The 26,102-nt window shown below is 64.0% G+C and carries 27 protein-coding genes; 15 read left to right on the forward strand and 12 right to left on the reverse strand.

The window, feature by feature from the left end; genetic code table 11:
* Positions 1-3: 3 nt before the first annotated feature.
* Genes hisF through hisB form a run of 7 tightly spaced genes read right to left on the reverse strand, consistent with a single transcriptional unit; the run spans position 4 to position 4,397 of the window.
* The gene (gene hisF / locus A6B35_RS05075; RefSeq protein WP_040582469.1) at positions 4-798 is read right to left on the reverse strand and encodes an imidazole glycerol phosphate synthase subunit HisF; all 795 of its coding nucleotides are present in this window, start codon (positions 796-798) and stop codon (positions 4-6) included.
* Positions 795-1,631, reverse strand: coding sequence for an arginase family protein (locus A6B35_RS05080; RefSeq protein ID WP_006201288.1), 837 nt, complete (start codon positions 1,629-1,631; stop codon positions 795-797). The genes hisF and A6B35_RS05080 overlap by 4 nt, the downstream gene beginning before the upstream one ends.
* Positions 1,628-2,374 (reverse strand): 1-(5-phosphoribosyl)-5-[(5-phosphoribosylamino)methylideneamino]imidazole-4-carboxamide isomerase, encoded by a 747-nt coding sequence (gene hisA, locus A6B35_RS05085; protein ID WP_006201289.1) that lies wholly within the window; start codon positions 2,372-2,374, stop codon positions 1,628-1,630. The genes A6B35_RS05080 and hisA overlap by 4 nt, the downstream gene beginning before the upstream one ends.
* On the reverse strand, positions 2,375-2,665 hold the full coding sequence (locus A6B35_RS05090) for a DUF1330 domain-containing protein (RefSeq protein ID WP_006201290.1): 291 nt from the start codon (positions 2,663-2,665) through the stop codon (positions 2,375-2,377).
* A gap of 3 nt (positions 2,666-2,668) precedes the next feature.
* Positions 2,669-3,319 (reverse strand): imidazole glycerol phosphate synthase subunit HisH, encoded by a 651-nt coding sequence (gene hisH / locus A6B35_RS05095; RefSeq protein WP_006201291.1) that lies wholly within the window; start codon positions 3,317-3,319, stop codon positions 2,669-2,671.
* A 1-nt stretch (position 3,320) separates the two neighbouring features.
* The gene (locus A6B35_RS05100) at positions 3,321-3,794 is read right to left on the reverse strand and encodes a DUF2628 domain-containing protein (protein WP_006201292.1); all 474 of its coding nucleotides are present in this window, start codon (positions 3,792-3,794) and stop codon (positions 3,321-3,323) included.
* Positions 3,795-3,797: 3 nt separating this feature from the next.
* Positions 3,798-4,397 carry an imidazoleglycerol-phosphate dehydratase HisB gene (hisB, locus tag A6B35_RS05105; RefSeq protein ID WP_006201293.1) on the reverse strand — a complete coding sequence of 200 codons (600 nt, stop codon included), beginning with the start codon at positions 4,395-4,397 and terminating at the stop codon, positions 3,798-3,800.
* Positions 4,398-4,623: 226 nt separating this feature from the next.
* On the opposite strand from hisB, the gene hslV reads away from it, so the two are divergent.
* From hslV to A6B35_RS05130, 5 genes are all read left to right on the forward strand, one after another.
* Positions 4,624-5,175, forward strand: a complete 552-nt coding sequence (gene hslV / locus A6B35_RS05110) for an ATP-dependent protease subunit HslV (protein WP_006201294.1) — start codon at positions 4,624-4,626, stop codon at positions 5,173-5,175.
* Entirely contained in the window at positions 5,165-5,701 is a 537-nt protein-coding gene (locus A6B35_RS05115; protein WP_006201295.1) for a GNAT family N-acetyltransferase, read from the forward strand. Before hslV ends, A6B35_RS05115 begins: the two co-directional genes overlap by 11 nt.
* A 4-nt stretch (positions 5,702-5,705) precedes the next feature.
* Positions 5,706-6,305, forward strand: a complete 600-nt coding sequence (locus tag A6B35_RS05120; protein WP_006201296.1) for a DUF2585 domain-containing protein — start codon at positions 5,706-5,708, stop codon at positions 6,303-6,305.
* Positions 6,306-6,310: 5 nt separating this feature from the next.
* Positions 6,311-7,624: an ATP-dependent protease ATPase subunit HslU gene (gene hslU / locus A6B35_RS05125; protein WP_006201297.1), complete on the forward strand. Its 1,314-nt coding sequence runs from the start codon at positions 6,311-6,313 to the stop codon at positions 7,622-7,624.
* A gap of 147 nt (positions 7,625-7,771) precedes the next feature.
* Entirely contained in the window at positions 7,772-8,731 is a 960-nt protein-coding gene (locus A6B35_RS05130) for a DUF1402 family protein (RefSeq protein ID WP_006201298.1), read from the forward strand.
* 18 nt (positions 8,732-8,749) lie between these two features.
* Here A6B35_RS05130 and A6B35_RS05135 read toward each other — a convergent pair whose 3' ends face one another.
* The 4 genes from A6B35_RS05135 to A6B35_RS05150 are packed head-to-tail and all read right to left on the reverse strand — an operon-like array spanning position 8,750 to position 12,293.
* Positions 8,750-9,556: a 3-methyl-2-oxobutanoate hydroxymethyltransferase gene (locus A6B35_RS05135; protein WP_006201299.1), complete on the reverse strand. Its 807-nt coding sequence runs from the start codon at positions 9,554-9,556 to the stop codon at positions 8,750-8,752.
* A gap of 39 nt (positions 9,557-9,595) precedes the next feature.
* Entirely contained in the window at positions 9,596-10,834 is a 1,239-nt protein-coding gene (locus A6B35_RS05140) for an NAD(P)/FAD-dependent oxidoreductase (protein WP_006201300.1), read from the reverse strand.
* Positions 10,831-11,145 carry a Rieske (2Fe-2S) protein gene (locus A6B35_RS05145; protein WP_006201301.1) on the reverse strand — a complete coding sequence of 105 codons (315 nt, stop codon included), beginning with the start codon at positions 11,143-11,145 and terminating at the stop codon, positions 10,831-10,833. Before A6B35_RS05145 ends, A6B35_RS05140 begins: the two co-directional genes overlap by 4 nt.
* A 44-nt stretch (positions 11,146-11,189) precedes the next feature.
* The gene (locus A6B35_RS05150) at positions 11,190-12,293 is read right to left on the reverse strand and encodes a fatty acid desaturase family protein (protein WP_006201302.1); all 1,104 of its coding nucleotides are present in this window, start codon (positions 12,291-12,293) and stop codon (positions 11,190-11,192) included.
* A 173-nt stretch (positions 12,294-12,466) separates the two neighbouring features.
* On the opposite strand from A6B35_RS05150, the gene A6B35_RS05155 reads away from it, so the two are divergent.
* The 7 genes from A6B35_RS05155 (at position 12,467) to A6B35_RS05185 (ending at position 19,980) form a co-directional block, all read left to right on the forward strand.
* Complete coding sequence (locus A6B35_RS05155; RefSeq protein ID WP_006201303.1) at positions 12,467-13,498, forward strand: LacI family DNA-binding transcriptional regulator; 1,032 nt, start codon at positions 12,467-12,469, stop codon at positions 13,496-13,498.
* A 310-nt stretch (positions 13,499-13,808) separates the two neighbouring features.
* Positions 13,809-14,750 (forward strand): sugar ABC transporter substrate-binding protein, encoded by a 942-nt coding sequence (locus A6B35_RS05160; RefSeq protein ID WP_006201304.1) that lies wholly within the window; start codon positions 13,809-13,811, stop codon positions 14,748-14,750.
* Positions 14,751-14,862: 112 nt separating this feature from the next.
* The gene (locus tag A6B35_RS05165; RefSeq protein WP_006201305.1) at positions 14,863-15,939 is read left to right on the forward strand and encodes an ABC transporter permease; all 1,077 of its coding nucleotides are present in this window, start codon (positions 14,863-14,865) and stop codon (positions 15,937-15,939) included.
* Between the two features lie 2 nt (positions 15,940-15,941).
* A complete protein-coding gene (locus tag A6B35_RS05170) occupies positions 15,942-16,712 on the forward strand; it encodes an ATP-binding cassette domain-containing protein (protein WP_006201306.1) in 771 nt (256 codons plus the stop codon).
* Between the two features lie 109 nt (positions 16,713-16,821).
* Positions 16,822-17,814, forward strand: coding sequence for an inositol 2-dehydrogenase (gene iolG / locus A6B35_RS05175; protein ID WP_006201307.1), 993 nt, complete (start codon positions 16,822-16,824; stop codon positions 17,812-17,814).
* Between the two features lie 84 nt (positions 17,815-17,898).
* Complete coding sequence (locus A6B35_RS05180) at positions 17,899-18,693, forward strand: SDR family oxidoreductase (RefSeq protein ID WP_006201308.1); 795 nt, start codon at positions 17,899-17,901, stop codon at positions 18,691-18,693.
* A 195-nt stretch (positions 18,694-18,888) separates the two neighbouring features.
* The gene (locus A6B35_RS05185) at positions 18,889-19,980 is read left to right on the forward strand and encodes a 3-deoxy-7-phosphoheptulonate synthase (RefSeq protein ID WP_006201309.1); all 1,092 of its coding nucleotides are present in this window, start codon (positions 18,889-18,891) and stop codon (positions 19,978-19,980) included.
* Between the two features lie 39 nt (positions 19,981-20,019).
* Here the strand turns inward: A6B35_RS05185 and A6B35_RS05190 are convergent, their stop codons facing one another.
* A complete protein-coding gene (locus tag A6B35_RS05190; protein WP_006201310.1) occupies positions 20,020-21,129 on the reverse strand; it encodes a Gfo/Idh/MocA family protein in 1,110 nt (369 codons plus the stop codon).
* A gap of 155 nt (positions 21,130-21,284) precedes the next feature.
* Between A6B35_RS05190 and A6B35_RS05195 the strand changes: the two genes are divergently transcribed.
* From A6B35_RS05195 to iolD, 3 genes are all read left to right on the forward strand, one after another.
* Positions 21,285-22,130, forward strand: a complete 846-nt coding sequence (locus A6B35_RS05195) for a MurR/RpiR family transcriptional regulator (protein ID WP_006201311.1) — start codon at positions 21,285-21,287, stop codon at positions 22,128-22,130.
* Positions 22,131-22,296: 166 nt separating this feature from the next.
* Positions 22,297-24,231: a bifunctional 5-dehydro-2-deoxygluconokinase/5-dehydro-2-deoxyphosphogluconate aldolase gene (locus A6B35_RS05200; protein ID WP_006201312.1), complete on the forward strand. Its 1,935-nt coding sequence runs from the start codon at positions 22,297-22,299 to the stop codon at positions 24,229-24,231.
* A 26-nt stretch (positions 24,232-24,257) separates the two neighbouring features.
* On the forward strand, positions 24,258-26,102 hold the full coding sequence (iolD, locus tag A6B35_RS05205) for a 3D-(3,5/4)-trihydroxycyclohexane-1,2-dione acylhydrolase (decyclizing) (protein ID WP_006201313.1): 1,845 nt from the start codon (positions 24,258-24,260) through the stop codon (positions 26,100-26,102).

A 26,102-nucleotide genomic window follows, 5' to 3' on the forward strand; every position in this document is an offset into this window, starting at 1 on the left:
CGTTTAGAGCCGATTATCCAGGGAGTCCAGCCGCATGGGCAGCCCGGCACGGGCCATATGCGTCTTGGCTTGCGCGATCGTATAGGTGCCGAAATGGAAGATCGAGGCCGCCAGCACGGCCCCGGCATGGCCGTCGCGTATGCCTTCCACCAGATGGTCGAGCGTGCCGACGCCCCCGGACGCGATGACCGGCGCGCGCACCGCGTCGGCAATGGCGCGGGTCAGCGCAAGGTCGTAGCCGGCCTTGGTGCCGTCGCGGTCCATCGACGTCAAAAGGATCTCGCCGGCGCCGCGATCGACCATCTGCCTTGCGAAGTCGACGGCGTCGATACCGGTCTTCTCGCGCCCGCCATGGGTGAAGATCTCCCAGCGGTCGGCCTCGTTGACCGCGGATACCTTCTTGGCGTCGATGGCGACCACTATGCACTGGTTGCCGAACTTGTCGGCCGCTTCCGCGACGAAATCCGGGTTCTTCACCGCAGCCGTGTTGATCGACACCTTGTCGGCGCCGGCCAGCAGCAGCTTGCGGATGTCGGCCACCTGGCGCACGCCGCCGCCGACGGTCAGCGGCATGAAACACTGTTCGGCGGTGCGGGCGACAACGTCGAAAATGGTCTCGCGGTTGTCCGACGACGCGGTGATGTCGAGAAAGCAGAGCTCGTCGGCGCCGGCCGCGTCATAGGCCTTGGCCGCCTCGACCGGATCGCCGGCATCGACCAGGTCGACGAAATTGACGCCCTTGACGACGCGGCCGTTCTTGACGTCGAGACAGGGGATGACGCGGGCCTTCAGCATCAGCTTTTCTCCAGAGTCGCAAGCAGGTCGACCAGCAGCTGGCCGACCAGCGGCGGCACTTCGCCCTTGGCGTCGAAGGCCGGATCGTAGGCGGAGATGGTGAGGCCGACGAGCGTCAACGGTCCGGCCATGCCGCACATCGCCTGACGCACTTGCTCCGGAGCCGGACCGCCAGGAGTGGCGTAACGGTTGGCCTGCAGCGCTTCGGGGTCATGGACATCGAGATCGATGTGCATGTGGACGCGCTCGGCGCCGGCGTCCTTCAGCTTTTGCGCCGCGCCGGCCCAGTCCGGGCATTCGGTCCGGATGACCGGCAGCGTCTCCAGCAATTGCTGTTCCGCAGTGTCGAGGTCGCGCGCGTTGACCAGCACGCAGCGGGCAGGATCGATTGCCTTGAACCCGGGGATCCGCGCCTCGATAGGTCGCCAGCAAAGCCCGAGCACGGTCGCCAGCGCCATGCCGTCGAGAAAGCCCGATGTCGAGGTATCGGGTGTGTTGAGGTCGCCATGCTGGTCGGCCCAGATCATGGCATCGGCGCCTTCGCCGGCCACCGCGCCGGCGCTGGTCAGGCAATTGCCGGCAAGCACAATGGGAAACCGGCCGCGGTCACAGGCAATGCGGACTTCACCCGACACAGCGTTGCAGACGGCGAAGCCGGTTGCGATCTCACGCTCCTGCTCGTCGCTCATCCTGCCTATGTCGTGAACGTCTATGTCGTGCCCGGCAAGCTTGAGCGCCTCGGTCAGCCCGCCGGCAATCAACGCGTCCGGCCCCTGGCCGCAGCCGCCGTGATAGTAACCACTGTCATAGGACGCCAGGATGATCGTGACGTTCACGGCGTCGTCTCCGCCTGTTTGCCGCTCAAGATCGCCAGCGCCTCGGCCGGATCGATGCGCCCGTCATAAAGCGCGCGGCCGGAGATCGCGCCTTCGAGCCGCTTCGCGTCGGGCATGGTCATGCGCACGATGTCGGCGATCGAGGCGAGCCCGCCAGAGGCGATAACCGGGATCGACACCGCCTCGGCCAGGTCGATGGTGGCGTCCCAGTTGATGCCGGTCAAAACGCCGTCGCGGTCGATGTCGGTGTAGATGATGGCGGCGACGCCGGCGCCTTCGAATTTCTTCGCCAGTTCGACGACACCCAGGCTCGACGCCTCGGCCCAGCCTTCCACCGCCACCTTGCCGCCCTTGGCGTCGATGCCGACGGCGATCTTGCCCGGGAAGGCCCTGCAGGCCTGCCTGACCAGGTCGGGGTCGCGCACCGCAACCGTGCCGAGAATGACGCGGGCAAGCCCGCGGTCGAGCCAGTCCTCGATCTGCGCCAGCGTGCGGATGCCGCCGCCGAGCTGAACCGGGCTCTTCGTCGCCTTGAGGATGGCGCCAACCGCCGCGCTGTTGACGCTCTGACCCTTGAAGGCGCCGTTGAGGTCGACGACGTGCAGCCACTCGAAGCCCTGCTCCTCGAAAGCCTTAGCCTGTGCGGCCGGATCGTCATTGTAGATCGTCGCGGTCGCCATATCGCCGTGCTTCAGGCGCACGCATTTGCCGTCCTTGAGATCGATGGCCGGAAACAGGATCATCTAGGCGCCCTCGACAATGACGAAGTGGCCGGTCGATGCCGCCAGCCGGTATTTCGAGGCTTCCTTGTATTCAGGCGATTCGTAGCAGGCGATCGCCGCCTCGTAAGAGTCGAACTCGACCAGCACGTGGCGGTTTCCGGTCGGACCCTCCGGGCTCACATATCGTCCGGCGCGCACGGGGAACTTCGCGCCATATTTGACGAAGGCTTTCGCATTGGCCTCGATGTACTGCTTGTAGACCTCGGGGTCGCGAACATCGATCATCGCCATCCAATAGCCCTTCTTGCTCATGGGTTAAGGCCTCCAGCGCAGGAAATTGGTGATCAGCGCCAGGCCGAGCGCCTGGCTCTTCTCGGGATGGAACTGTGTGCCGACCAGATTGTCGCGCGCGACTGCCGCCGTCACCGGGCCGCCATAGTCGGCAATTGCCAGCACCTCGTCGGCCTTCTTCGCATCGAGATGGTAGGAATGGACGAAATAGGCGTGCAATCCCTTGGTCCCGGTCGTGATGCCCGAAAACAGCGGATGCTTGCGCGTCATCTCGATCGTGTTCCAGCCGATCTGCGGTATCTTTAGGGCCGGATCGGTGGGCGTGATCTCCTTGACGTCGCCGGCGATCCAGCCAAAACCTTTGGTCACGGTCTTTTCCAGACCACGTTCCGACATCAGCTGCATGCCGACGCAGATGCCGAGGAAGGGCCGGCCCTTGACGATCGCCACCTCTTCCACCGCGTCCCACATGCCGGCGACGGCCTTGAGGCCGGCCGCGCAGTCGGCATAGGCGCCGACGCCGGGCAGCACGATGCGGTCGGCGGTGCGGACGCGTTCGGCGTCGGCGGTCAGCTCGATCGCCGCGGCGATGCCCGCCTCATGCGCGGCGCGCTCGAAGGCCTTGGTGGCCGAGCGCAGATTGCCCGACCCGTAATCGATGATCGCTATCCGCATGTCAGGGCTTTCCGGGCGTGTGGGTCAAACCCAATGCAATGCCGGTCTGAGGCGGCCGCGCCAGGGCGGCGTCCGGAACGATGCGCTGCATCGTCGCCTGCTCTTCCGCCATCGCTTCGGCCTCCAGCGCATCGCGCGTCTCGGCGTCATAAAGCCTGTCGGCCGCGACAACGCCCCTTTCATGCCAGCCGCGGCGGCGCAGTGCGGCGATCCGCAACGCCTGCCCCTCCAGTCCGATGTAGAGCGAGACCAGCAGCGACAGCAGCGAGCCGGCCCAGGCAAGCCCCAGTTTTTCGCCAAGCATCGACAGTATGGCCATGACGACAAAGGCGAGTGCAGCCTCGACCCACAGCCGGTGCCAGGCGAGCCACAACGGCGCCGCCAGGAAGCCGAGCCAGGCAAATCCGTCGCGGACAAAGGTCACGTCGGCCGTTTCGCTGCGGCCTGGCGGTTCCATCACGACATAGATGGCCATCGCCTATCCTTTCAGAGATCCCTTGGTGGAGGGCACCGCATCCGGCTGGCGCGGGTCGCGTTCGAGTGCTGCGCGCAGCGCCCGCGCCACCGCCTTGAAGCAGGTCTCGGCGATGTGGTGGTTGTTGGCGCCGTAGTGATTGGTCACGTGCAGCGTGATCCCGGCGTTCTGCGCCAGCGCCTGGAAGAATTCGCGCACCAGCTCGGTGTCGAAGGTGCCGATCTTGGGCGACGAGAAGGATACGTTCCAGACCAGGAACGGACGGCCGGAGACGTCGATCGCCGCCCTGGTCAGCGTCTCGTCCATGGCAAGGTCGATCGAGGCATAGCGCATGATGCCGCGCCGCTCGCCGAGCGCCTTGGCCAGCGCCTGGCCGAGCGCGATGCCGGTGTCCTCGACCGTGTGGTGGTCGTCGATGTGCAAATCGCCCTTGGCCTTCACCGTCATGTCGATCAGCGAGTGGCGCGACAACTGGTCCAGCATATGGTCGAAGAAGCCGACGCCGGTTGCAATGTCGGATTTGCCCGAGCCGTCGACATGGACCGATACGGAGATATCGGTTTCCTTGGTCTTGCGGCTTGCTTCGGCGGAACGGGGCGACATGACCTCATCCTTGTCCAGGGTTTCACGCCTTCCAAGCCCTCGCACGCTTGAAAGCGAGAGCCTTCTAGCAGCATGATCCGGCGATTGCCAGTTGGCATGCGCGGCGCTATCGAGGCTTGCCGGAGGCCGGTTTGCAATCGCTTGACCCATGCATACATATGGCCGATCAAGTCACTCGTAACGCGCCGGATCGCCTTATCGGGATCGGTGCTGATCGGAGCAGAACATGTCGAATGAACTGACCATGCACGCCACGACCATCGTGACGGTGCGCAAGGGCAGCAAGGTGGTGATCGCCGGCGACGGGCAGGTCAGCCTTGGCCAGACCATCATGAAGGGCAACGCAAAGAAGGTGCGCCGCATCGGCAAGGGCGGCAATGTCATTGCCGGTTTCGCCGGCGCCACCGCCGATGCCTTCACCCTTCTGGAGCGGCTTGAAGCCAAGCTCGAACAATATCCGGAGCAGCTGACGCGCGCCTGTGTCGAGCTCGCCAAGGACTGGCGCACCGACCGCTACCTGCGCCGGCTGGAAGCCATGATGCTGGTGGCCGACAAGTCGGTCTCGCTGGCGCTGACCGGCACCGGCGACGTGCTCGAACCCGAACATGGCGTCATGGCCATCGGCTCCGGCGGCAATTACGCGCTGGCCGCCGCCCGCGCGCTGATGGATTCCGACAAGGACGCCGAAGAGATCGCTCGCAAGGCGATGCAGATCGCGTCCGACATCTGCGTCTACACCAACAACAACTTCGTCATCGAAACGCTCGATGCCGCCTGAGCCGGCCAAGCAGAGCGATGTGTACGAATTTCGGCCGGTGACCGAAAAGGACCTGCCGATGATCGCCGGTTGGCTGGCCGAGCCGCATGTCGCCGAATGGTGGGGCGATCCCGACAAGGAAATCGCCGAGATCCGTGAGCATATCGACTCGATTTCGGTCGAACCGCTGATCGTCGAGCTGGACGGCAAGCCGATCGCCTATCTGCAGAGCTACGATCCGCATATGGAGGACGACCATCCCTATGCCGACCAGCCGTTCGGCACGCTGGGCATCGATCTCTCCATCGGCAGGCCGGAGCTGGTTGGCGTCGGCCATGGCTCGGCCATCGTGCGTCAGTTCGTCGAACAGCTCTTCGAGGAAGGGGCGCCGCGCGTCATCATCGATCCGCACCCTGAGAACGCGCGCGCCATCCGCGCTTATGAGAAGGCCGGCTTCAGGGCGATCGGGCGCAGGCAATCGGAATATGGGGACGCCGTGCTGATGGCCGTTGATGCGGCCGATGGCGACGCGCAAGAGGGGCACTGACCAAATGAACACGATCGGCGAAGACAAGACGCTATCTGCCTATGAAGACAGCTGGCGGATGGGGCTTCTGCTCGTGCTGGCTCTGGTCATCTTCCAGGCCGGGGTCCTCTACGGCATGGGTCACCCGCCGATCTGCACCTGCGGCTACGTGAAGCTCTGGCACGGTGTGGTGAACAGCTCCGAGAATTCCCAGCACATTTCCGACTGGTACACGCCTTCGCACATCATCCACGGCTTCCTGTTCTATGCGCTCGCAAGGGTCCTGTTCCCGCGCTCGCCGGTCGGGCTGCGGCTGGCCTTCGCCGTCCTCATCGAGGGCGGCTGGGAGCTCTTGGAAAACAGCCCCTTCATCATCGACCGTTATCGGGCCGGCACCATCTCGCTCAACTATTACGGCGACAGCATCATCAATTCCGTGGCGGATACGTTCGCCATGGTGCTGGGATTTGTGATGGCGCGAAAGCTTCCTATATGGGTGATCGTCAGCCTTGCCGTGATCTTCGAACTGGGCACCGGCTACATCATCCGGGACAATCTGACGCTCAACGTGATCATGCTGCTGCATCCGTTTGAGTCCATCCGGCAGTGGCAAAGTGGAATTTGAGTGACATGAGCACATTCTCCCCGCGCGAAATCGTTTCGGAACTCGACCGCTTCATCATCGGCCAGAAGGACGCCAAGCGCGCCGTGGCCATCGCCTTGCGCAACCGCTGGCGCCGCCAGCAGCTCGAAGGCCAGATGCGCGAAGAGGTGATGCCGAAGAACATCCTGATGATCGGGCCGACCGGCGTCGGCAAGACCGAGATCTCGCGCCGCCTGGCGCGTCTCGCCGGTGCGCCCTTCGTCAAGGTCGAGGCCACCAAGTTCACCGAGGTCGGCTATGTCGGCCGTGACGTCGAGCAGATCATCCGCGACCTGGTCGAGATCGCCATCGGCCTGGTGCGCGAGAAGATGCGCGAGGACGTCAAGGCGCGCGCCCACCTCAATGCCGAGGAACGGGTGCTTGAGGCGCTCGTCGGCAAGACGGCAAGCCCGGCCACGCGCGATAGCTTCCGCAAGAAGCTGCGCGACGGCGAGCTCGACGACAAGGAGATCGAGGTCGAAGTGGCCGACACCGGCAGCGGCGGCATGCCTGGCTTCGAGATTCCCGGCATGCCGGGCGGCAATATCGGCGTGCTCAACATCAACGACATGCTGTCGAAGGCGATGGGCGGCCAGAGAACCAAGACGCGCAAGACGACGGTGAAGGAATCCTACACGCTGCTGATCAGCGACGAGTCGGACAAGCTGCTCGACCAGGACGAGGTGGTGCGCCGGGCGCTTGAATCGACCGAAAACGACGGCATCGTCTTCCTCGACGAGATCGACAAGATCGCGTCGCGCGAAGGCGGCATCGGCGCCGGCGTCTCCCGCGAAGGCGTGCAGCGCGATCTGCTGCCGCTGGTCGAGGGCACCACGGTGGCGACCAAATACGGACCGGTGAAGACCGACCACATCCTGTTCATCGCCTCGGGTGCGTTCCACGTCGCCAAGCCGTCGGACCTGCTGCCGGAACTGCAGGGCCGCCTGCCGATCCGCGTCGAACTGCGGGCGCTGGAGAAGGACGATTTCGTCCGCATCCTGACCGAGACCGAGGCCAGCCTGATCAAGCAGTACATCGCGCTGATGAAGACGGAAGGCGTCGAACTCAGCTTCACCGATGACGCCATCGATTCGCTTGCCGGCATCGCCGTCGATCTCAACGCCAGCGTCGAGAACATCGGCGCCAGGCGCCTGCAGACGGTGATGGAGCGGGTGCTGGACGAGATTTCCTACGACGCGCCGGACCGCAACGGCACGTCGGTCACCATCGATGCCGCCTATGTGCAAAAGCATGTCGGCGACCTTTCCAGGAACACGGATTTGTCCAGATTCATCCTGTAGAAGCGGCGCCGGGCAGTTCCCGGCGCAAGAACCAGGGTGTGGCCAAATGGAAGCATCTGCCCGCTTTCGTCCGGCAAGACGAGGCGGTTCTCTCGACTCTCCATTGAGCTTTACCTAGTTTGCCCGGCGACTCACAGGCGGCGGTGCATGAAAAAACGCATACTTCTCCTTCTCGGCTTGGCGCTGACGGCAGCGGTGGCCGCCGCCGATGCGGCGACGCTGGTCCCGCCGGGAAACCGCCATGCCGAGCAGCCCGACATACCGGGCGCGTCGAGCCGCCGCACCCAGGCCACCAACACCACCTTCCAGGCCAAGTACCGCAAGGTCTACGCGCTGCTGCAGAACGACGCCGACCTTCGCGGCAAGATCAAGCAGCAGGCGGCGGCCTATGGCATCGATCCCATTCACATCGTCGGCGCCATCGTCGGCGAGCATACCTACAATGTCGATGCCTACGACCGGCTGCAGACCTACTACGTCAAGGCGATCTCCTATCTGTCGAGCAGGCTCGCCTTCGCCTATGAGGGCGAGGACATCACGGATTTCGTGCAGCGGCCGGAATTCAAGAAATGCGCCGGCCTGACCGACAGCTACGATTTGTGGGAGTGCCGCGAGCAGGTGTGGAACCATGCCTTCCGCGGCAAGAGTGTGGGCGGCGAGAGCTTTCCCAACGACCGTTTCGGGGCCACCTTCTTCCAGCCCTATTATGCCGGCCAGACCTTCGGCCTTGGCCAGCTCAACCCGCTGACCGCGCTGCAGATGAGCGATCTCGTGCACAAAGTGTCCGGCTTGCCCAAGCTCGACGTCGCCGATCCGAACGGGGTCTACAAGACCATCATGGACCCGGACCTGACGCTTCCTTACGTCGCGGCGACGATCAGGAAATCGATCGACGCCTACGAGAGCATTGCCGGCCTCGATATTTCGGGCAATCCCGGCCTCACGGCGACGCTCTACAATGTCGGCAATCCCGAGCAGCGTGCCGAAGCGCTGAAGGCCGAGAACGACAAGCGCCGAGCCGCCGGCGAGCCCGAAAAGCTGCCTGAGGAAAATTATTATGGCTGGCTGGTCAACGACAAATTGTCTGAGCTGAAGGCGCTATTCTAGAGCTGAGGGACAAGCCGCTCAGGTCTGGGATTCGAGGAACGCCTCGAACTTGCGCAATTCCTCGGCGTCCACCCCAACCATGTGCTGCGGCGCCGGATAGGCGCCGGACTGGATGTCGGCGGCATACTCGCTGAACGCTGCAACGCGCTCGCTCTGGATACGGTCGAACTCCGCCGCCAGGTCGCGATAGCGTTTGGCATGGCGCGGATAGTGTCCGCGATGGGTGCCGAGCACATCTTCCGAGAACAGATACTGGGCATCGCAGCCGGCGCCGGCCCCCATCGAGATCATGATCAGCGGCGTGCGCCTGGAGATGGCGCTCGCCATTTCGGCCGGTACCACCTCGATCTCGGCGGCGAAGGCGCCTGCCGCTTCCAGGTCCCTGACCTGTTTCCAGACGAAGGAAGCACTTTCGGCGGTCTTGCCCACCGCCTTGAACCCGCCCGTCCAGGTCGCATGCGCCGGGATCAGCCCGACATGGCCGCAGACCGGAATATGCTCGTCGCGAAGCCGCCGGATCGTCTGCAGGCTGGCCGAACAATACATGGCGTCGGCGCTTGCCGCGCGCAGCTTCACTGCCGTGCGCAGGATCTCGTCAGTGGTCGCGCCCATTTTGGCCTGCTCGTCACCGGGAATGGCAAAGCGGGTCGGCGCCGCATCGCGAAACCGCGGGTCGAAGATCAGGTCGTAGGGAACGGAAATGATATCGATGCCAGCGCGCTCCGCGGCCTCGGCCTCTTCCAGCGAGAAGACCCTGAGCTTGGAAAGCTGCCGCTTGCCCTTCAGCGATTGCAGGTCGGCGACGGTCGGTCTGGTGCTCGGCATTTTCTTCCCCCTAGATCCTTGATTTCCGGATGGCGCGCCTCACGCCGCCAGCAGCGACTTCAGCTTGACCGTCTGTGACCCGAGCGCCTCCGGCGCCGGCTTTGCCCGTTTGGCAATCAGCATTTCGGCCAGCCTGATGTCGCGGGCGACCGCATTGCCCGGCCCGATGCCACTTGCAGCGACCAGACGGCCGTCCCCAGCCAGATGGAACAGGATGAAGGCACCGTCTTCAAGGTCGCGGCGCACGACGCTGTGCCCCTCGTCCGACAGGCCGGCGATCTGCAAGGTCAGGCCATATTGATCCGACCAGAACCACGGCACAGCGGCGTGGGTCTCGCCGGCGCCCAGCATGTTCCTGGCCGCCAGCGCGCCCTGCTCCTGCGCGTTGCGCCATGCCTCCAGCCGCACCCGCCTTCCGCCATAGACGGCAAGCGGAAACGAGCAGCAGTCGCCGGCGGCAAAGATGTCCGGATCGCCGGTGCGAAGTTCGGCGTCGACGGCGATGCCGTTGTCTATGGTCAATCCCGCTTCCGCGGCAAGCCCGGTCACCGGCATCGCGCCGATGCCGATGATGGCGAGGTCGGCAACGACCTCCAGGCCGCCGGCAAGTGTGATGCGCACCTCGGCGCCGTCATCGGTGATGGCCGCGATGCCCTGGCCGGCGAGGATCGTCACGCCCTCGGCTTCGTGCTGCTTGTGGATGGTCTCGGCGATTTCGGCGGGCACGCCACGCATCAGGATGCGCGGCTGCGCCTCGATGACGGTGACGGTTGCGCTGAGTTTGCGCGCCGAGGCGGCGAGTTCGAGACCAATGAAGCCGCCGCCGACGATTGCCACGCGGTTTCCGGCCCTGAGATGGGCGCGGATGGCCTTCGCGTCATTGAAGGTCCTGAGATACACGCAGCGCGCTCCGAGGCCCGGCATCGGCAGCTTGCGCGGCAGCGAGCCGGTCGCCAGCAGGAGCTTGTCGTACGGCAGCGCCGAGCCATCCGACAGGCGCACGACATGGGCGGCGCGGTCGATCGCCACGGCCTGGACCGAATGGATATGCCGGATCGACCTTTCGGCCAGGATCTCATCGCTGGTGATCGCCTTGATCGCGGGCGCCTCGCCGGCCATGGCCTCTTTCGACAGCGGCGGCCGCTCATAGGGCAGATGCGGCTCGTCGCCGACCAGCGTCACCGGCCCTTCGAAACCGAGATCGCGCAATGCGAGTGCCGCGCGTCCGCCGCATTCGCCGGCGCCGATGATGACCATTGCCTTTGTCATCACCGTCATCCGATCTGAATGAGGACTTTGCCGGCGTCGACCTTGACCGGATATGTCCTGAGGTTGACGCAGACCGGCGCCCCTCTCGCCGCCCCGGTCTTGTAGTTGAAGCGGCCATTGTGCTTCGGGCATTCGATGATGTCGTCCATCACCAGCCCGTCGGCCAGATGCACCTTTTCGTGCGAGCAAAGCCCGTCCGTCGCGAAATACTCGTCGTCAGGGCTGCGGTAGATGGCGAAGGTGCGGCCGCCATGGTCGAACCGCATCACGTCTTCTTCGTCTATGTCCGCGGCCTCACAGGCCTCGACCCAGTCGCTCATTTGTTCCTCCGGAAAGTTGGATTGCTCTGCGCCCGTCAGGCCGGTCATTCAGCCGCGGCGATGGCGTTGTCGTTGTGCAATTCCTCGCGATACGGCCTGGCGGTCGGCGGCAGTTCGCGCTTGAGGAAATAGTCTTCGTTGCGCAACTGGCGCAGGAAGGCCGGGATCACTTCGCGGTAGCCGGCCAGGATCGACGGCGTCGGCGCCGGCAGATCGTGCTTGATCAGCTCGTGCAGCCGGGGCAAGGCGTGATAGGGCACCATCGGGAACATGTGGTGCTCCACGTGGTAGTTCATGTTCCAGTAAATGAAGCGGCTGACGGGATTCATGTAGACGGTACGGCTGTTGAGCCGGTGATCGATGACATTGTCGGCCAGCCCGCCATGCTGCAGGATGCCGGTCAGCACATGGTGCCACGCGCCGTAGAGGCGGGGCAGCCCGACCAACATGAACGGCAGGAACGAGCCCATATAGAGCGCCAGCGCGATCGTCGCGGCATAGATCGCCAGCCAGATGCGGGCGAACAAGATCGCCCTCGGCTGTTCCTGCTCGGGCACATAGGTCTTTTCCTCGGCGCTTATGATGCCGGCCGCATGGCGGACCATGTCCTTCATGGCATGCCAGGCATCGAGGACGCCGACGAAGGCGAGGATGACGCGGATGAGGTCGGGGGGCCGCATGATGGCGATCTCGGGATCGCGGCCGACGATGATGGTGTCGGTATGGTGGCGCGTATGGCTCCAGCGCCATGTCACCGGGTTGCGCATGATCATGAAGCAGGCGATCTGATAGATCGCGTCGTTCATCCACTGCGTGCGGAAGGCGGTGCCATGGCCGCATTCATGCCAGCGTGAATCGGTCGAGGAGCCGTAGAGCGTGCCGTAGACGAAGAAGAACGGCACGCACCACCAGGTCCCCCAGAACCAGGCGCCGCCGGCTCCGCTCAGGATGAGCACGCCGAGCCAGATGATGGTGTCGCGCATCGCCGGCCCGTCGGAGCGCTGCATCAGCTCCTTCATCTGCTTGCGCGGAACATCGGTGTGGTACCAATCGGCCGCCGCCAGCCCGTTCTCAACGGCCAGCTGCGTATCGCGGCCCACCAGGCTGTAGTCGCGCCGGGATGGCGTTGCAGACAGTGTTGCCGCCATTGGAAACCTCCACCAGCGCCTCGCGGTCCCTTCCCGGCGAATGCCAAGGGTATGACCGCAGGCGTCGGAATTCAAAATAGCGCCACTGGATGATAGGATCAATCTCACAAAGATAGTTTCTATCATTTCCCATCAAGATGATGTAAAAGGATTCGACAAATCAGAGGGCAGTCATGGCAAAACGGCCGACCATCACCGATCTGGCGCGCATCTCCGGCGTCAGCGTTGCCACCGTCGACCGGGTGCTGAACAACCGCCTGCCGGTGCGCGAGGAAACCGCCCGCCGTGTCTATGAGGCCGCGACCGGCATCGGCTATCACGCCGCCGGGCTGATCAAGCAGCGCATGCGCCAGGAACTGCCGGAATACCGCCTCGGCTTTCTGCTGCTGAGGGGCAATGATGTTTTCTACAGCGATTTCGCGCGCGAGCTCGAACTGGCGGTGTCGCAATCGCAGCGCTTCCGCGGCGTCGCAACCATCGACTTTGCCAGTTCGCTGGCCCCCGACGAGATCGCCGCACAGATGCGCAAGCTGGCGGCGAAATCCCGGGCCATCGCCGTTGTCGGCCCGGACCATCCGACGTTGACGGCAGCCGTCGAGGCGCTGAAGGCGAGGGGGCAACCTGTCTTCTCTCTGCTGTCCGACTTTGCCGCCGGCATCCGCGAGGGCTATGTCGGCCTCGACAACCGCAAGGTCGGTCGCAGCGCGGCCTGGATGATCGCCAAGGCGGCGAGGAAGCCTGGCAAGATCGCCCTGTTCGTCGGCAGCCATCGCTTCCATGGCCATGAGCTGCGCGAGATCGGCTTCAGGTCATTCTTCCGCGAGCATGCGCCGGAATTCACGGTGATGGAGACGCTGGTCAACCTGGAAGCCAACCAGGTGACCCATGATGCGATGATCGATCTTCTGGCGCGCTATCCCGATCTTGCCGGCTGCTACGTCGCCGGCGGCGGCATGGAAGGCGCGGTCTCGGCGCTCAGGGCAGCGAAGCCCGAAAACATGCCGGTGGTCGTCTGCAACGAGATCAATGCCGAATCGCGCGCGGCGCTCGCCGACAACATCCTCACCATGGTGATCTCCACGCCGCTGCCGGCGCTCTGCCGCGAGCTTGTCGGCCTGATGGCGCATGCCATTGAAACTGGCGCCGCCAATGCGCCGGGCCAGACCTTCCTGCCCTTCGACATTTACCTGCCGGAAAACATCTAGGCCATCGAGCCATTCGAAATGATGGGATCCATCACCCTGATAGAATATTGCAAGGCTCTGCCGCGAAAATCCGGCATCGGTTTTTGGAATCGCCCTTGACGGCCTCCCCCAAAATGGAATAAATATTTCACTAACTAGGCATTTTGGTCCTTTCGTTCCGGAACATCTGTTTCAAACAGAGGGCTTGGCGTTCCATCTCTGGGGAAACGCCATCCGGAGCAGGGGAGCAGGCGGGAGAGATTCCTCGGGAGATCGGGGATTCCGGGCGAGATCGGTGCAGCCGGACACCAATGTGTGGAGGAGAAATAAAATGAAGAAACTGATTTTGGGCGTCGCCTTTGCGGCGCTGATGAGCTCGTCGGCATTCGCGGCCAAGGTCGGCGTGTCGATGGCCAAGTTCGACGACAACTTCCTGACCGTGCTGCGCAACGGCATGATCGAGCAGGCCAAGGGCATGGACGGTGTCGAGCTGCAGGTCGAGGACGCGCAGAACGACGTTGCGAAGCAGCTTGACCAGATCAAGAACTTCGTCGCCTCTGGCGTCGACGCCATCATCGTCAACCCGGTCGACACCTCGGCCACCCAGGCGATGTCGGACGCGGCGGCCGCGGCCAAGGTCCCGCTGGTCTATGTCAACCGCGAGCCGGTCAATGTTGACACGCTGCCGGACAACCAGGCCTTCGTCGCCTCGAACGAGGCCGATTCCGGCACGCTCGAGACCAAGGAAGTTTGCCGCCTGTTCACCGAAGCCGGCAAGAAGGAAGCCAATGTCTATGTGATCATGGGCGAGCTTTCCAACCAGGCCGCGGTGATGCGCACCAAGGACATTGACGACGTGATCGCCACGCCGGAATGCAGCTTCATCAAGATCATCGACAAGCAGACGTCGAACTGGAACCGCGATGAGGCCCAGAACCTGATGACCAACTGGCTGTCGACCGGCAAGCCGTTCGACGGTGTCATCGCCAACAACGACGAAAGCGCCATCGGCGCCATCCAGGCGATGAAGGCCGCCAACATCGACATGAAGACGGTTGTCGTCGGCGGCGTCGACGCCACCCAGGACGCGCTGGCTGCGATGCAGGCGGGCGACCTTGACGCGACCGTGTTCCAGGACGCGGCCGGCCAGGGCGCCGGTGCCCTCGACGCGGCGCTGAAGCTGGCCAAGGGCGAGAAGGTCGACCAGAAGGTCTATATCCCCTTCCAGCTCGTCACGCCGGCCAACATCGACAAGTTCCTGAAGAAGAACTGAGCCAGGCGCTTCGATAAGGGGCGGCGCATCAAATCAGAAAAACAGCGCCGCTCTCCACTTTCCTCCCGCCCCAGCGGGCGGGGGGATGAATGCGGCCGACGGAGGAAAAGACGTGGCACAGACATCTCATGGCATCGGTGGGCTCACCTATGATGCAAAAAAGCGTGCATGGCCTGCTGAGTTCAACGTTTTCCTGGCGCTCGTCATCCTCGTCGGCGCTTTCGAACTGATCGGCCGGGTCTTTCTCGGCGACAGTTTCCTGTTCAACACCCGCGACAATGTCGACGCGATCTTCAACGAACAGCGGCTGCAGATCATCATCCTGCAGGTGTCTATCGTCGGCATCATCGCCATCGGCGTGACGCAGGTGATCATCTGTGGCGGCATCGACCTGTCCTCGGGATCGGTCGTCGGCGCCACGGCGATGATCGCCATGAGCTTCGCCCAGGTGGCGACGGTCAACGGCAATCCGAACCCCAAGGCGATGTTCATCGACTACGGCTTGACCGACCTGCCGGTGATCGTGCCGCTGCTGGTCGCCATCGGCTGCGGCCTGATTGCCGGACTGGTCAACGGCGCCTTGATCGCCTACACGCGCATCCCGCCCTTCATCGCCACGCTCGGCATGATGGTCACCGCGCGCGGCATCGCCAAATGGTGGTCGAAGGGACAGCCGATCTCGTTCCCGACCGAGAGTTTCGCCGGCATAGGCAAGGGCCTGATGCCGGTCATCATCTTCATCTCGCTGGCGATATTGTTCCAGCTGATCCTGAGCTACACCAAATACGGCAAGCACTGTTATGCCATCGGCTCCAATGAGGATGCCGCGCGCATGTCGGGCATCAAGATCGCCAACCACAAGGTGCTGGTCTATGTCATCGCCAGCATCCTCGCCTCGCTCGCCGCCGTGGTGCTGTGCTCCAAGAACCTCACCGCCCAGGCCGGCATGGGCGTCATGTACGAACTCGACGCCATCGCCATGGCGGTCATCGGCGGCGTCTCGCTGTCGGGCGGCCGCGGCTCGATCGTCGGCACGGTGATCGGCTCGCTGATCTTCGGTGTCATCATCTCCGGCTTCACCTTCCTGCGCCTCGACGCCTACTACCAGGAGATGGTCAAGGGCGTGATCATCGTCGGCGCGGTCGTTCTCGATCAATGGCGCCAGCGTCGCCGCGCGATAGGAGCTTGACCATGTCGGACATCGTTCTCAAGACCGAAAACCTGACCAAGCGCTATGGCGGCGTGCATGCGCTCGAAGGCGCCAACTTCGAGCTGCGCAAGGGCGAGCATGTCGCCATCATGGGCGACAACGGCGCCGGCAAGTCGACCTTTGTGCGCCAGATCACCGGCGTCGAGCAGCGCACCGACGGCAAGGTCTGGTTCGACGGCAAGGAAGCGAACTTCGCCGGCCCGATCGAGGCGCGCGAGGCGGGCATCGAAACGGTGTTCCAGAACCTGGCGCTGGCCGACGATCTCGACGTGCCGTCGAACCTGTTCCTCGGCCGCGAAAAGGTGCTGTTCAATCTCGGCCCGTTCTCGATCCTCGACCGTAAGTATATGCGCAAGGCGACAGAGGCGGCACTGGTCCGCACGGCGGTGAAGATCCCCAATCTGTCCAGCACCATCCGCCACATGTCGGGCGGCCAGCGCCAATGCGTGGCGATCGCCAGGACCGCGACCTTTGCCTCGAAACTGATCATCATGGACGAGCCGACGGCCGCCCTTGGCGTGCAGGAGACGGCGCAGGTCGAAAACATCATCCGCACGCTGAAGGCAAACGGCGAGCCGCTGATCCTGATCAGCCACAACATGCGCCAGGTGTTCGATCTCGTCGACCGCATCGTCGTCTTCCGGCGCGGCAAGATCGTCGCCAACCTGCGCAAGCAGGACACCGACGGCAACGACATCGTCGCCTACATCACCGGCAGCAAGACCGGGGAGGCGGAGCTTGCGGCAGCCTAGTATTGTTTGCGGCGGGCGGTAGCTCTAGCAGCCCGCTGCAATCCGAAAATCAGCCGCGCCCCGATGGGCGCGGAAATTCGTTCGAACCCATCCCCAAGGAAAATACCAGATGACACTTCGCTTCGCTCTTCTCGGTGCCGGCCGTATCGGCAAGGTCCACGCCCGTGCCGTCGGCTCCAACCCCGAGGCAAAACTGGTTGCCGTGGCAGACGCTTTCGAGAAAGCGGCGACGGAACTGGCATCGGCCTACGGCGCCGAGGTACGCACGATCGAGGCCATCGAGAAGGCCAAGGACATCGACGCCGTCATCATCTGCACGCCGACCGACACCCATGCCGACCTGATCGAGCGCTTTGCCAAGGCCGGCAAGGCGATCTTCTGCGAGAAGCCGATCGACCTCAATGTGAAGCGTGTCGAAAAGTGCCTGGCCGTGGTCGACAAGGCCAAGGCCACGCTGATGGTCGGCTTCAACCGCCGCTTCGACCCGCATTTCGCCGCCGTGCGCAAGGCGATCGACGACGGCGCGATCGGCACGGTCGAGATGGTCACCATCACGTCGCGCGATCCCGGCGCGCCGCCGCTCGACTATATCGCCCGCTCGGGCGGCATCTTCCGCGACATGACCATCCACGATTTCGACATGGCCCGCTTCCTGCTCGGCGAGGAGCCGGTGGCGGTCAGCGCCCATGCCTCGGTGCTGGTCGACAAGAAGATCGGCGAGGCCGGCGATTTCGACTCGGTCAGCGTCATCCTCGAAACTGCTTCCGGCAAGCAGGCCGTCATCTCCAACTCGCGCCGCGCCACCTATGGCTACGACCAGCGCATCGAGGTGCATGGCTCGAAAGGCATGGTCGCGGCCGAGAACCAGCGGCCGGTGTCGATCGAACTGGCCAATGAGAAGGGCTACACCCGCCCGCCGCTGCACGACTTCTTCATGACCCGCTACCTCGACGCCTACGCCAACGAGATCGCGGCCTTTATCGCCGCGGCAACGAAGGGCAAGAAGGCGGCACCAAGCGGAGCGGATGGCCTCGTGGCACTGAAGCTCGCCGATGCGGCACTGAAATCGGCGAAGACGGGCAAGTCCGTCCGCCTCGACTAAGGTGCGTTGATATTCAGGTGAGGCCACCTGACCTACATCTGAACACACCTTGGGCCAATTGGCATCGAACACAGGAGCAGAGCGATGAACGGTTCAGCCGGTCGCAATTCGGAAACGCGCGCCATCGTCACCGGCGGTGCGCAAGGCATAGGCTTCGCCGTCGCCGAGGCGCTGGCCGATGAAGGCTGTCGCGCTTTGGCGCTGATCGGCCGCTCGCAGGAGAAGGGCGACAAGGCGGTCGCGGCTTTGAAGAAAAGTGGCGTCGACGCGATCTTCATCAGCGCCGATGTCGCCAAGGTTGCCGACTGCAAGCGCGCCGTCGACACCGCGATCGCCCATTTCGGCACTGTCAACGCGCTGGTCAACGCCGCCGCCACCTCGGCGCGCGGCTCATTGGTCGAGACCTCCGAAGAGCTTTTCGACACCATCTTCGCCACCAATGTGCGCGGGCCGTTCTTCCTGATGCAGGGGCTGGTGGCACATCTTCTGGCGCGCAAGGCGCCCGGCTCGATCGTCAACGTGCTGTCGATGTCGGCGCATGCCGGCCAGTCCTTCCTGACGCCCTATTCGACCAGCAAGGGCGCGCTGATGACGCTGACCAAGAATGTCGCCAATGCCTATCGCACCAATCGCATCCGCTGCAACGCGGTGCTGCCCGGCTGGATGGATACTGAAGGCGAGGATATCGTGCAGAAGAAATGGCACGGCGCCGCCGACGACTGGCTGGAAAAGGCCGAGGCCGGACAGCCGATGGGCCAATTGGTGAAGCCGGCGCAGCTTGCCCGGTTGATCAGCTATATGGTCAGCCCGCAGGCCGGGGTCATGACCGGATCCCTGGTCGATTACGACCAGAATGTCGCCGGCGCCGGCGCGGAGTAGTGACAAACGCCTCCGCTTCGATTATATGAGCCTCGATGATCAACCTGACCGCCAAATATTGGTACTTTAGCAGCTCGCTGGCGGCGGGAGGATTGCGCTCGATCTGAAGATTGCAGATCAAAATCCGACAAGCCGCCAGACCTGGCGGCTTTTTTGTTTCAGCCGGCAGGTCTCCTAAACCAGGAGCAGAAAGCCGTGTTGACCACCACAGACGACCTTCGGGTCACCGAACTCAAGGAACTGAGCACGCCGGACGAGGTGATGCGCGAGATACCGCGCACGCTGACGGCGACGCGCACCGTTGCCGCCTCGCGCAACGCCATCCACGCCATCCTGACGGGGGCCGACGATCGACTTGTTGTCATCGTCGGCCCTTGTTCCATCCACGATCCGGTCGCTGCCATGGACTACGCCAGCCGTCTGGCGGCGCTGCGTGAGGCCCTGTCCGACCGGCTCGAGATCGTCATGCGCGTCTATTTCGAGAAGCCGCGCACCACGGTCGGCTGGAAGGGCCTGATCAACGATCCCGACCTCGACGGCAGCTTCAACATCGACAAGGGGCTCAGGATGGCGCGCAACGTGCTCTCGGCCGTCAACAATCTCGGCCTGCCGGCGGCGACCGAATTCCTCGACATGACGACGCCGCAATACATTGCCGACCTCGTCGCTTGGGGCGCCATCGGCGCGCGCACCACCGAGAGCCAGATCCATCGCGAGCTGGCATCGGGCCTGTCCTGCCCGGTCGGCTTCAAGAACGGCACCGACGGCAATTTGCGCATCGCCGCCGAGGCGGTGAAATCCGCCGCCCAGCCGCATCATTTCATGGCGGTGACCAAGGGCGGGCGCAGCGCGATTGCGACGACCACGGGCAACGAAGACTGCCACGTCATCCTGCGCGGTGGCATTCAGCCCAATTATGACGCGGCGAGTGTCGCGGCGGCCTCAGCGGAACTCGGCCGGATCGGTGTTGCGCCGCGGCTGATGATCGATGTCAGCCACGCCAACAGCTCGAAGAAGCCGGAGAACCAGCCGAAGGTGGCGGCCGACGTGGCGGGCCAGGTCGCGGCGGGCGACGAGCGCATCATCGGCGTCATGATCGAGAGCAATCTCGTCGCCGGCCGCCAGGACGTCGTGCCCGGCAAGCCGCTCGTCTATGGCCAGAGCGTCACCGATGGCTGTATCGACTGGGCAACCACCGAGACGGTGCTGCACGGTCTTGCCGGCGCCGTCGAGTGGCGCCGCTCGGCGCGCCGCGCCATGCTGGACAGCCGCCAGGGAGCCGCCTGACGCTATTGAACAGCCGCGCCGTAACCGGCGCGGCTGCCGCTATCGCACATCCACCCAGCGCTGCTCCTCGAACGAGCGCGCCATCGCATGCACGGTGCGCTCGATCTCCAGGCCTTCGTCGAAGTCGATGATCCGCGCCGGCTTACCGGCGAGCCGCATCAGGAGCTCTCGGCATTCGATGATCTTGAGATCGTTGAAGCCGAGGCCGTGGCCGGGCGCCGGCAGGAAGGCGTCGTAGGGCTTGTGGTGCGGCGCCACCAGAATGGTGCGGTAGCCCTGCTCGGTCGGCCGGTCGGCGGTGAGGTAGAGCTGGAATTCGTTGAACCGCTCCTGATCGTAGAGGATCGAGCCTTTGGAGCCGAAGATCTGGATGGCTATGCGGCCCTTGCGGCCCCAGGCCGAACGGTTGACCAGCAGCGTGCCGGCAACGCCGTTTTCGAGATGCATCAGCACGCTGGCGATGTCATAGGTTTCGACCGCGCGGCGGCCGCCCGATGCCAGTTTGCGGTCGGCATAGGGCTTGGCCATGTCGCACATGACGCGGCCGACACGGCCGAACAGCACGTTGACCAGGGACAGCGGATGCACGGCGAAATCGTCGAGCGCGCCATAGCCGGAAGCCGCCTCGTGCTTCCAGAAGAACGGCGCTTCGGGGTCGGCCATGAAATCCTCGTCCATCTCGATGCGCAGATGGTTGACCTCGCCGATGATCTTCTCGTCGAGCAACGCACCGATGTGACGGATGGCGGGGTTCTGGATGTAGTTGTAGCCGAGCGCGGCCACCTTGCCGGATTTCTTCGCCGCCGCGGCCATGGCTTGTGCCTCGGCGAAGCCCGGCGCCATCGGCTTTTCGCACCACAGATGCTTGCCGGCCTCGAGGATGGCGATGGCCATTTCCGGGTGGAACTGGTTGGGCGTGGTCAGTGAGACGACATCGACCTCGGGGTCGTTGACGACGGCGCGCCAGTCGCCGGAGCCTTTGGCGAAGCCGAATTCTGCGGCGCGGCGTTTGGCGAGATCCGCATCGACCTCGCCCAGATGCACCAGCCTTGGCTTGGCGACTTCGGGAAAGACGGTGCCGACCGCGCTCCAGGCAATCGCATGGCACTTGCCCATGAAGCCCGTACCGATAAGACCGACTCCGACCATCTCTGCAATCTCCACTGCGGGGAAAATAGTGTGGATGAATTAATCCATTTTACTCGCAGATGGAACGTGTGACTCATTTTTTATGGCCTTCTTGCACAGTCTCGCTATGATGTGCACAGAGGGGGCTTCGACAGATGGGCTTGGGCGGAGCGACGATGGACGAACGGGTGCCCCGCGATTTCGAGACGCTGCGGGCGACGATCCTGGAGCGGCGCCAGAGCCTGCCCAAGCGTATCGCGCAGATCGCCGCCTATGCGCTCGACAATCCCGACGATATCGCCTTCGGCACTGCAGCCAGCATCGCCGCTTCCGCCGGCGTTCAGCCATCGACCCTGATCCGTTTTGCCCAGCAACTCGGATTCGACGGCTTCACCAGCCTGCAGCAGGTGTTTCGCGAGCGCCTGCGCGAGCGCAATTCCTCCTATGACGAAAGGCTGGCAGCACTCCGCGCCAAGGCCGAGGAGGGTGCCGGCCACCGGGCGATTTTCGACGGCTTCGTCGCCGCCGCCAGCACTTCGCTCAGCGACATTTCGCGCACGCTCAACGAACCGCATTTCGAAGAGGCGATCGCTCTGCTGGCCAAGGCCGAGACCATCTATGTGCTGGCCAAGCGCCGCTCCTATCCGGTCGCGTCCTACATCGCCTATGCGCTGGGCAAGCTGAAGATCCGCAACCAGCTGATCGAATCGGCCGCCGGCCTGAACGCCGAGATGGTCGGCTTTGCCACGCCGAACGACGCCGTCATCGCCATCAGTTTTTCTCCCTATGCGCCGGCGACCATCGAGGAGACGCGCGCCATCTCCGAGCAGGGCGTGCCGATCGTGGCCATCACCGACAGCTCGTTTTCGCCGCTCGCCCAGTTCGCCAAGGTCTGGTTCGAAGTCGCCGAGGCTGATTTCGCCGGCTTCCGTTCGCTGTCGGCGACGATGGCGCTGGCCATGGCGCTCACCGTTGCCGTTGGCGAAAAGCGGCGCGACACGGGCCGCAAGCGCAAGGCCTGACGCCGGCCTTCGGGTTCATGGTCAGGCACTTTCCAGCAAAGGAATGCTCATTCCATCTTGACTATGGATTGGAATTATTATTTCATATTGACGGCGCCACGCTGCCGCTCGCACGTGTACCCCAAAATGAAGTTGCTCAAGACAACAAGGCCGATGGGAGGTTCCAATGGGCGAAGCCGTGGAAGCGAGACATACACCGCTCGACGTCATCACCATCGGCCGTGCGTCGGTCGATCTCTATGGCCAGCAGACCGGCTCGCGGCTGGAGGACATCACCTCCTTCGCCAAGTCGGTTGGCGGCTGCCCGGCCAACATTTCGGTCGGCACGGCAAGGCTCGGCCTGCGCTCGGCGCTGCTCACCCGCGTCGGCGACGAGCAGATGGGCCGTTTCATCCGCGAACAGCTCAGGCGTGAAGGCGTCTCGGTCGACGGCCTCAAGACCGACAAGGACCGGCTGACCGCGCTGGTGCTCCTGTCGGTCGAGGAAGAGGGCGTGTCGCCGATGATCTTCTATCGCTCCGACTGCGCCGACATGGCGCTGGCGGAGGAAGACATCGACGAGGCTTTCATCGCCTCGGCGCGCTCCGTCGTTGTCACCGGCACGCATTTTTCGCGGCCCAACAGCGACGCCGCGCAGCGCAAGGCGATCCGCATCATGAAAGCCAAGGGCGGCAAGGTGGTGTTCGACATTGACTACCGCCCCAATCTCTGGGGCCTCGCCGGCCATGCCGAAGGCTTTGAGCGCTATGTCAAATCCGACCGTGTCTCGGCGCAGCTGAAGACCGTGCTGCCCGATTGCGATCTCATCGTCGGCACCGAAGAGGAGATCATGATCGCGTCGGGCGCCGACGACTGCCTGAGCGCGCTGAAGACCATCCGTTCGCTGTCCAAGGCCACCATCGTGCTGAAGCGCGGCGCCATGGGCTGCATTGTCTATGACGGGCCGATCAGCGACGATCTCGAGGACGGCGTCGTCGGCAAGGGCTTCCCGATCGAGGTCTACAACGTGCTCGGCGCCGGCGACGCCTTCATGTCCGGGTTCCTGCGCGGCTGGCTCGGCGGCGAGAACCTTGCCACGGCGGCGACCTGGGCCAATGCCTGCGGCGCCTTCGCCGTGTCGCGGCTGCTCTGTGCGCCGGAATATCCGACCTTCGAGGAGCTGCAATTCTTCCTCAAGCACGGCAGCAAGCATCTGGCGCTGCGCAAGGACGAGGCCATCAACCACATCCATTGGGCGACGACGCGCCGGCGCGACATTCCTTCGCTGATGGCGCTGGCCTGCGACCACCGCGTCCAGCTCGAGGATGTGGCGGCCAAGGTTGGCGCCGATGTCGCGCGCATCGAGGATTTCAAGGTGCTGACGGTCAAGGCGGCCGCCAAGGTGGCTGCCGGTCGCGGCGGCTATGGCATGCTGCTTGACGAAAAATTTGGCCGCGACGCGATGTTCGAGTTCGCCCGCCATCCCTTCGCCTGGCTCGGCCGTCCCGTCGAACTGCCGGGCTCGCGGCCGCTTCGCTTCGAATTCTCGCAGGACATTGGCTCGCAACTGGTCGAATGGCCGGTCGAGCACTGCATCAAGTGCCTGTGCTTCTATCATCCCGACGATCCCGAGGCGCTGAAGACGGAGCAGCAGCAGAAGCTGCGGGCGCTGTTCGAGGCCGCGCGGAAGGTAGGCAGGGAACTTCTCATCGAAATCATCGCCGGCAAGCACGGCAAGCTCGACGACACGACGATCCCGCGCGCGTTGGAAGAGCTTTATGCGCTCGGCATCAAGCCCGACTGGTGGAAGCTCGAACCGCAGGCTTCCGCGAGCGCCTGGGCCAAGATCGAGTCGGTGATCGTCAGGAACGATCCATGGTGCCGCGGCGTCGTGCTGCTCGGGCTGGAAGCGCCGCAGGACGAGCTCGAGGCGGCCTTCGCCGCCACCGCCAAGGCGCCCATCGTCAAAGGCTTTGCCGTCGGTCGCACCATCTTCATCAATGCCGCCGAACAATGGCTTGCCGGCAGGATGTTGGATGACGAAGCTGTGGCCGACATGGCATCGCGCTTCGAGCAATTGACCGAGGCATGGCTTGCCGCACGCGGCCGCAAGGCCGCATAAGAAGACGGAAAGCCGGAGGAAACGACATGACCAAGACCGTTCGCCTGACGATGGCGCAGGCTGTGACCCGCTTTCTGTCCCGCCAGATGACCGAGATCGACGGCAAGAAGGTTCAGATCTTCGGCGGCGTCTGGGCGATCTTCGGCCACGGCAATGTCGCCGGCATCGGCGAGGCGCTTTATCAGGTGCGCGACGACCTGCCGACCTTCCGCGCCCATAACGAACAGGCGATGGCGCATGCGGCGATCGCCTACGCCAAGGCCAATTTCCGCCGCCGCTTCATGGCGGCGACCTCTTCGATCGGCCCCGGCGCGCTCAACATGGTGACGGCGGCGGCACTTGCGCATGTAAACAGACTGCCCGTCCTGTTTTTGCCCGGCGATGTCTTCGCCAACCGCTTGCCGGATCCGGTGCTGCAGCAGGCCGAGGATTTTTCCGACGGCACGGCGACCGTCAACGACTGCTTCCGCGCCGTGTCGCGCTATTTCGACCGCATCACCCGTCCCGAGCAGATCATCCCGGCGCTCAACCGCGCCATGCAGGTGCTGACCGATCCGGCCGAATGCGGCCCGGTGACGCTGTCGCTGTGCCAGGACGTGCAGGCCGAGGCCTATGATTATCCGGAAAGCTTCTTCGCCGAGCGCGTATGGACGCCGCGCAGGGTGCGCCCCGATCGCCAGGAACTGGCGGCCGCGGTGGCGGCGCTCAAGGGCGCCAAAAAGCCGTTGGTGATCGCTGGCGGCGGCGTCCTCTATTCGCAGGCTTCCCGAGAATTGGCGAAGCTGGTGCAAGGCGCCGGCATTCCGGTCTGCGAGACGCAAGGCGGCAAGTCATCGCTCCCCGATGATCATCCGCTCAACATGGCTGCGGTCGGCGTCACCGGCACCTCCGCTGCCAACCGGCTGGCCGAGGAGGCCGACGTGGTGCTGGCCGTCGGCACCAGGCTGCAGGATTTCACCACCGGTTCCTGGGCGCTGTTCAAGAATTCCGGCCGGACCATCATCGGCCTGAACAGCCAGCCTTTCGATGCCGGCAAGCACTGGGCACTGCCGCTGGTCGCCGACGCGGCGGAAGGGCTTTCCGAACTTACTGCCGCGCTGAAGGGCTGGAAGGCGCCTGCCGCCTGGACCGACAATGCGCTCAAGGGCAAGACGGACTGGCAGGCCGATGCCGGCAAGGTGACGGCGTCGACCAATGCCGCCTATCCGTCCGACGCGCAGGTGATCGGCGCCGTGCAGCGCACGATGGGCGCCAGTGTGACGCTGCTGCACGCCGCCGGCGGTCTGCCCGGCGAATTGCACAAGCTCTGGCAGGCCGGCGCGCCTGGCTCCTACCATGCCGAATACGGCTTCTCGACCATGGGCTATGAGATAGCCGGCGGCCTCGGCGTCAAGATGGCCAAGCCCGACGAGGAGGTCGTCGTCATGATCGGCGACGGCTCCTATCTGATGCTCAATTCCGAGATCGCGACCTCGGTCATGCTCGGCCTCAAGCTGGTGATCGTGCTGCTCGACAATAGAGGCTACGGCTGCATCAACCGGCTGCAGATGGCGACCGGCGGCGCCAACTTCAACAATCTCTTGAAGGACTCGCGCCACGAGATCCTGCCGGATATCGACTTCGCCGCGCACGCGGCAAGCCTAGGCGCCATATCCGAGAAAGTGACCTCGATCGCCGGGCTGGAAACGGCGCTTGGGCAGGCGAAACAGAACAGCAGGACCACGGTCCTGGTCATCGACACCGACCCGCTGGTCTCGACCGATGCCGGCGGCCATTGGTGGGATGTCGCCGTACCGGAAGTCTCGTCGCGGCGCGAAGTGAACGCCGCGCGCAAGAAATACGAGGAAGCCTTGAGCGAACGGCAGGCCTGA

Origin of the sequence: Mesorhizobium amorphae CCNWGS0123 (assembly GCF_001686985.1) — a bacterium.
Classification (GTDB): domain Bacteria; phylum Pseudomonadota; class Alphaproteobacteria; order Rhizobiales; family Rhizobiaceae; genus Mesorhizobium; species Mesorhizobium amorphae.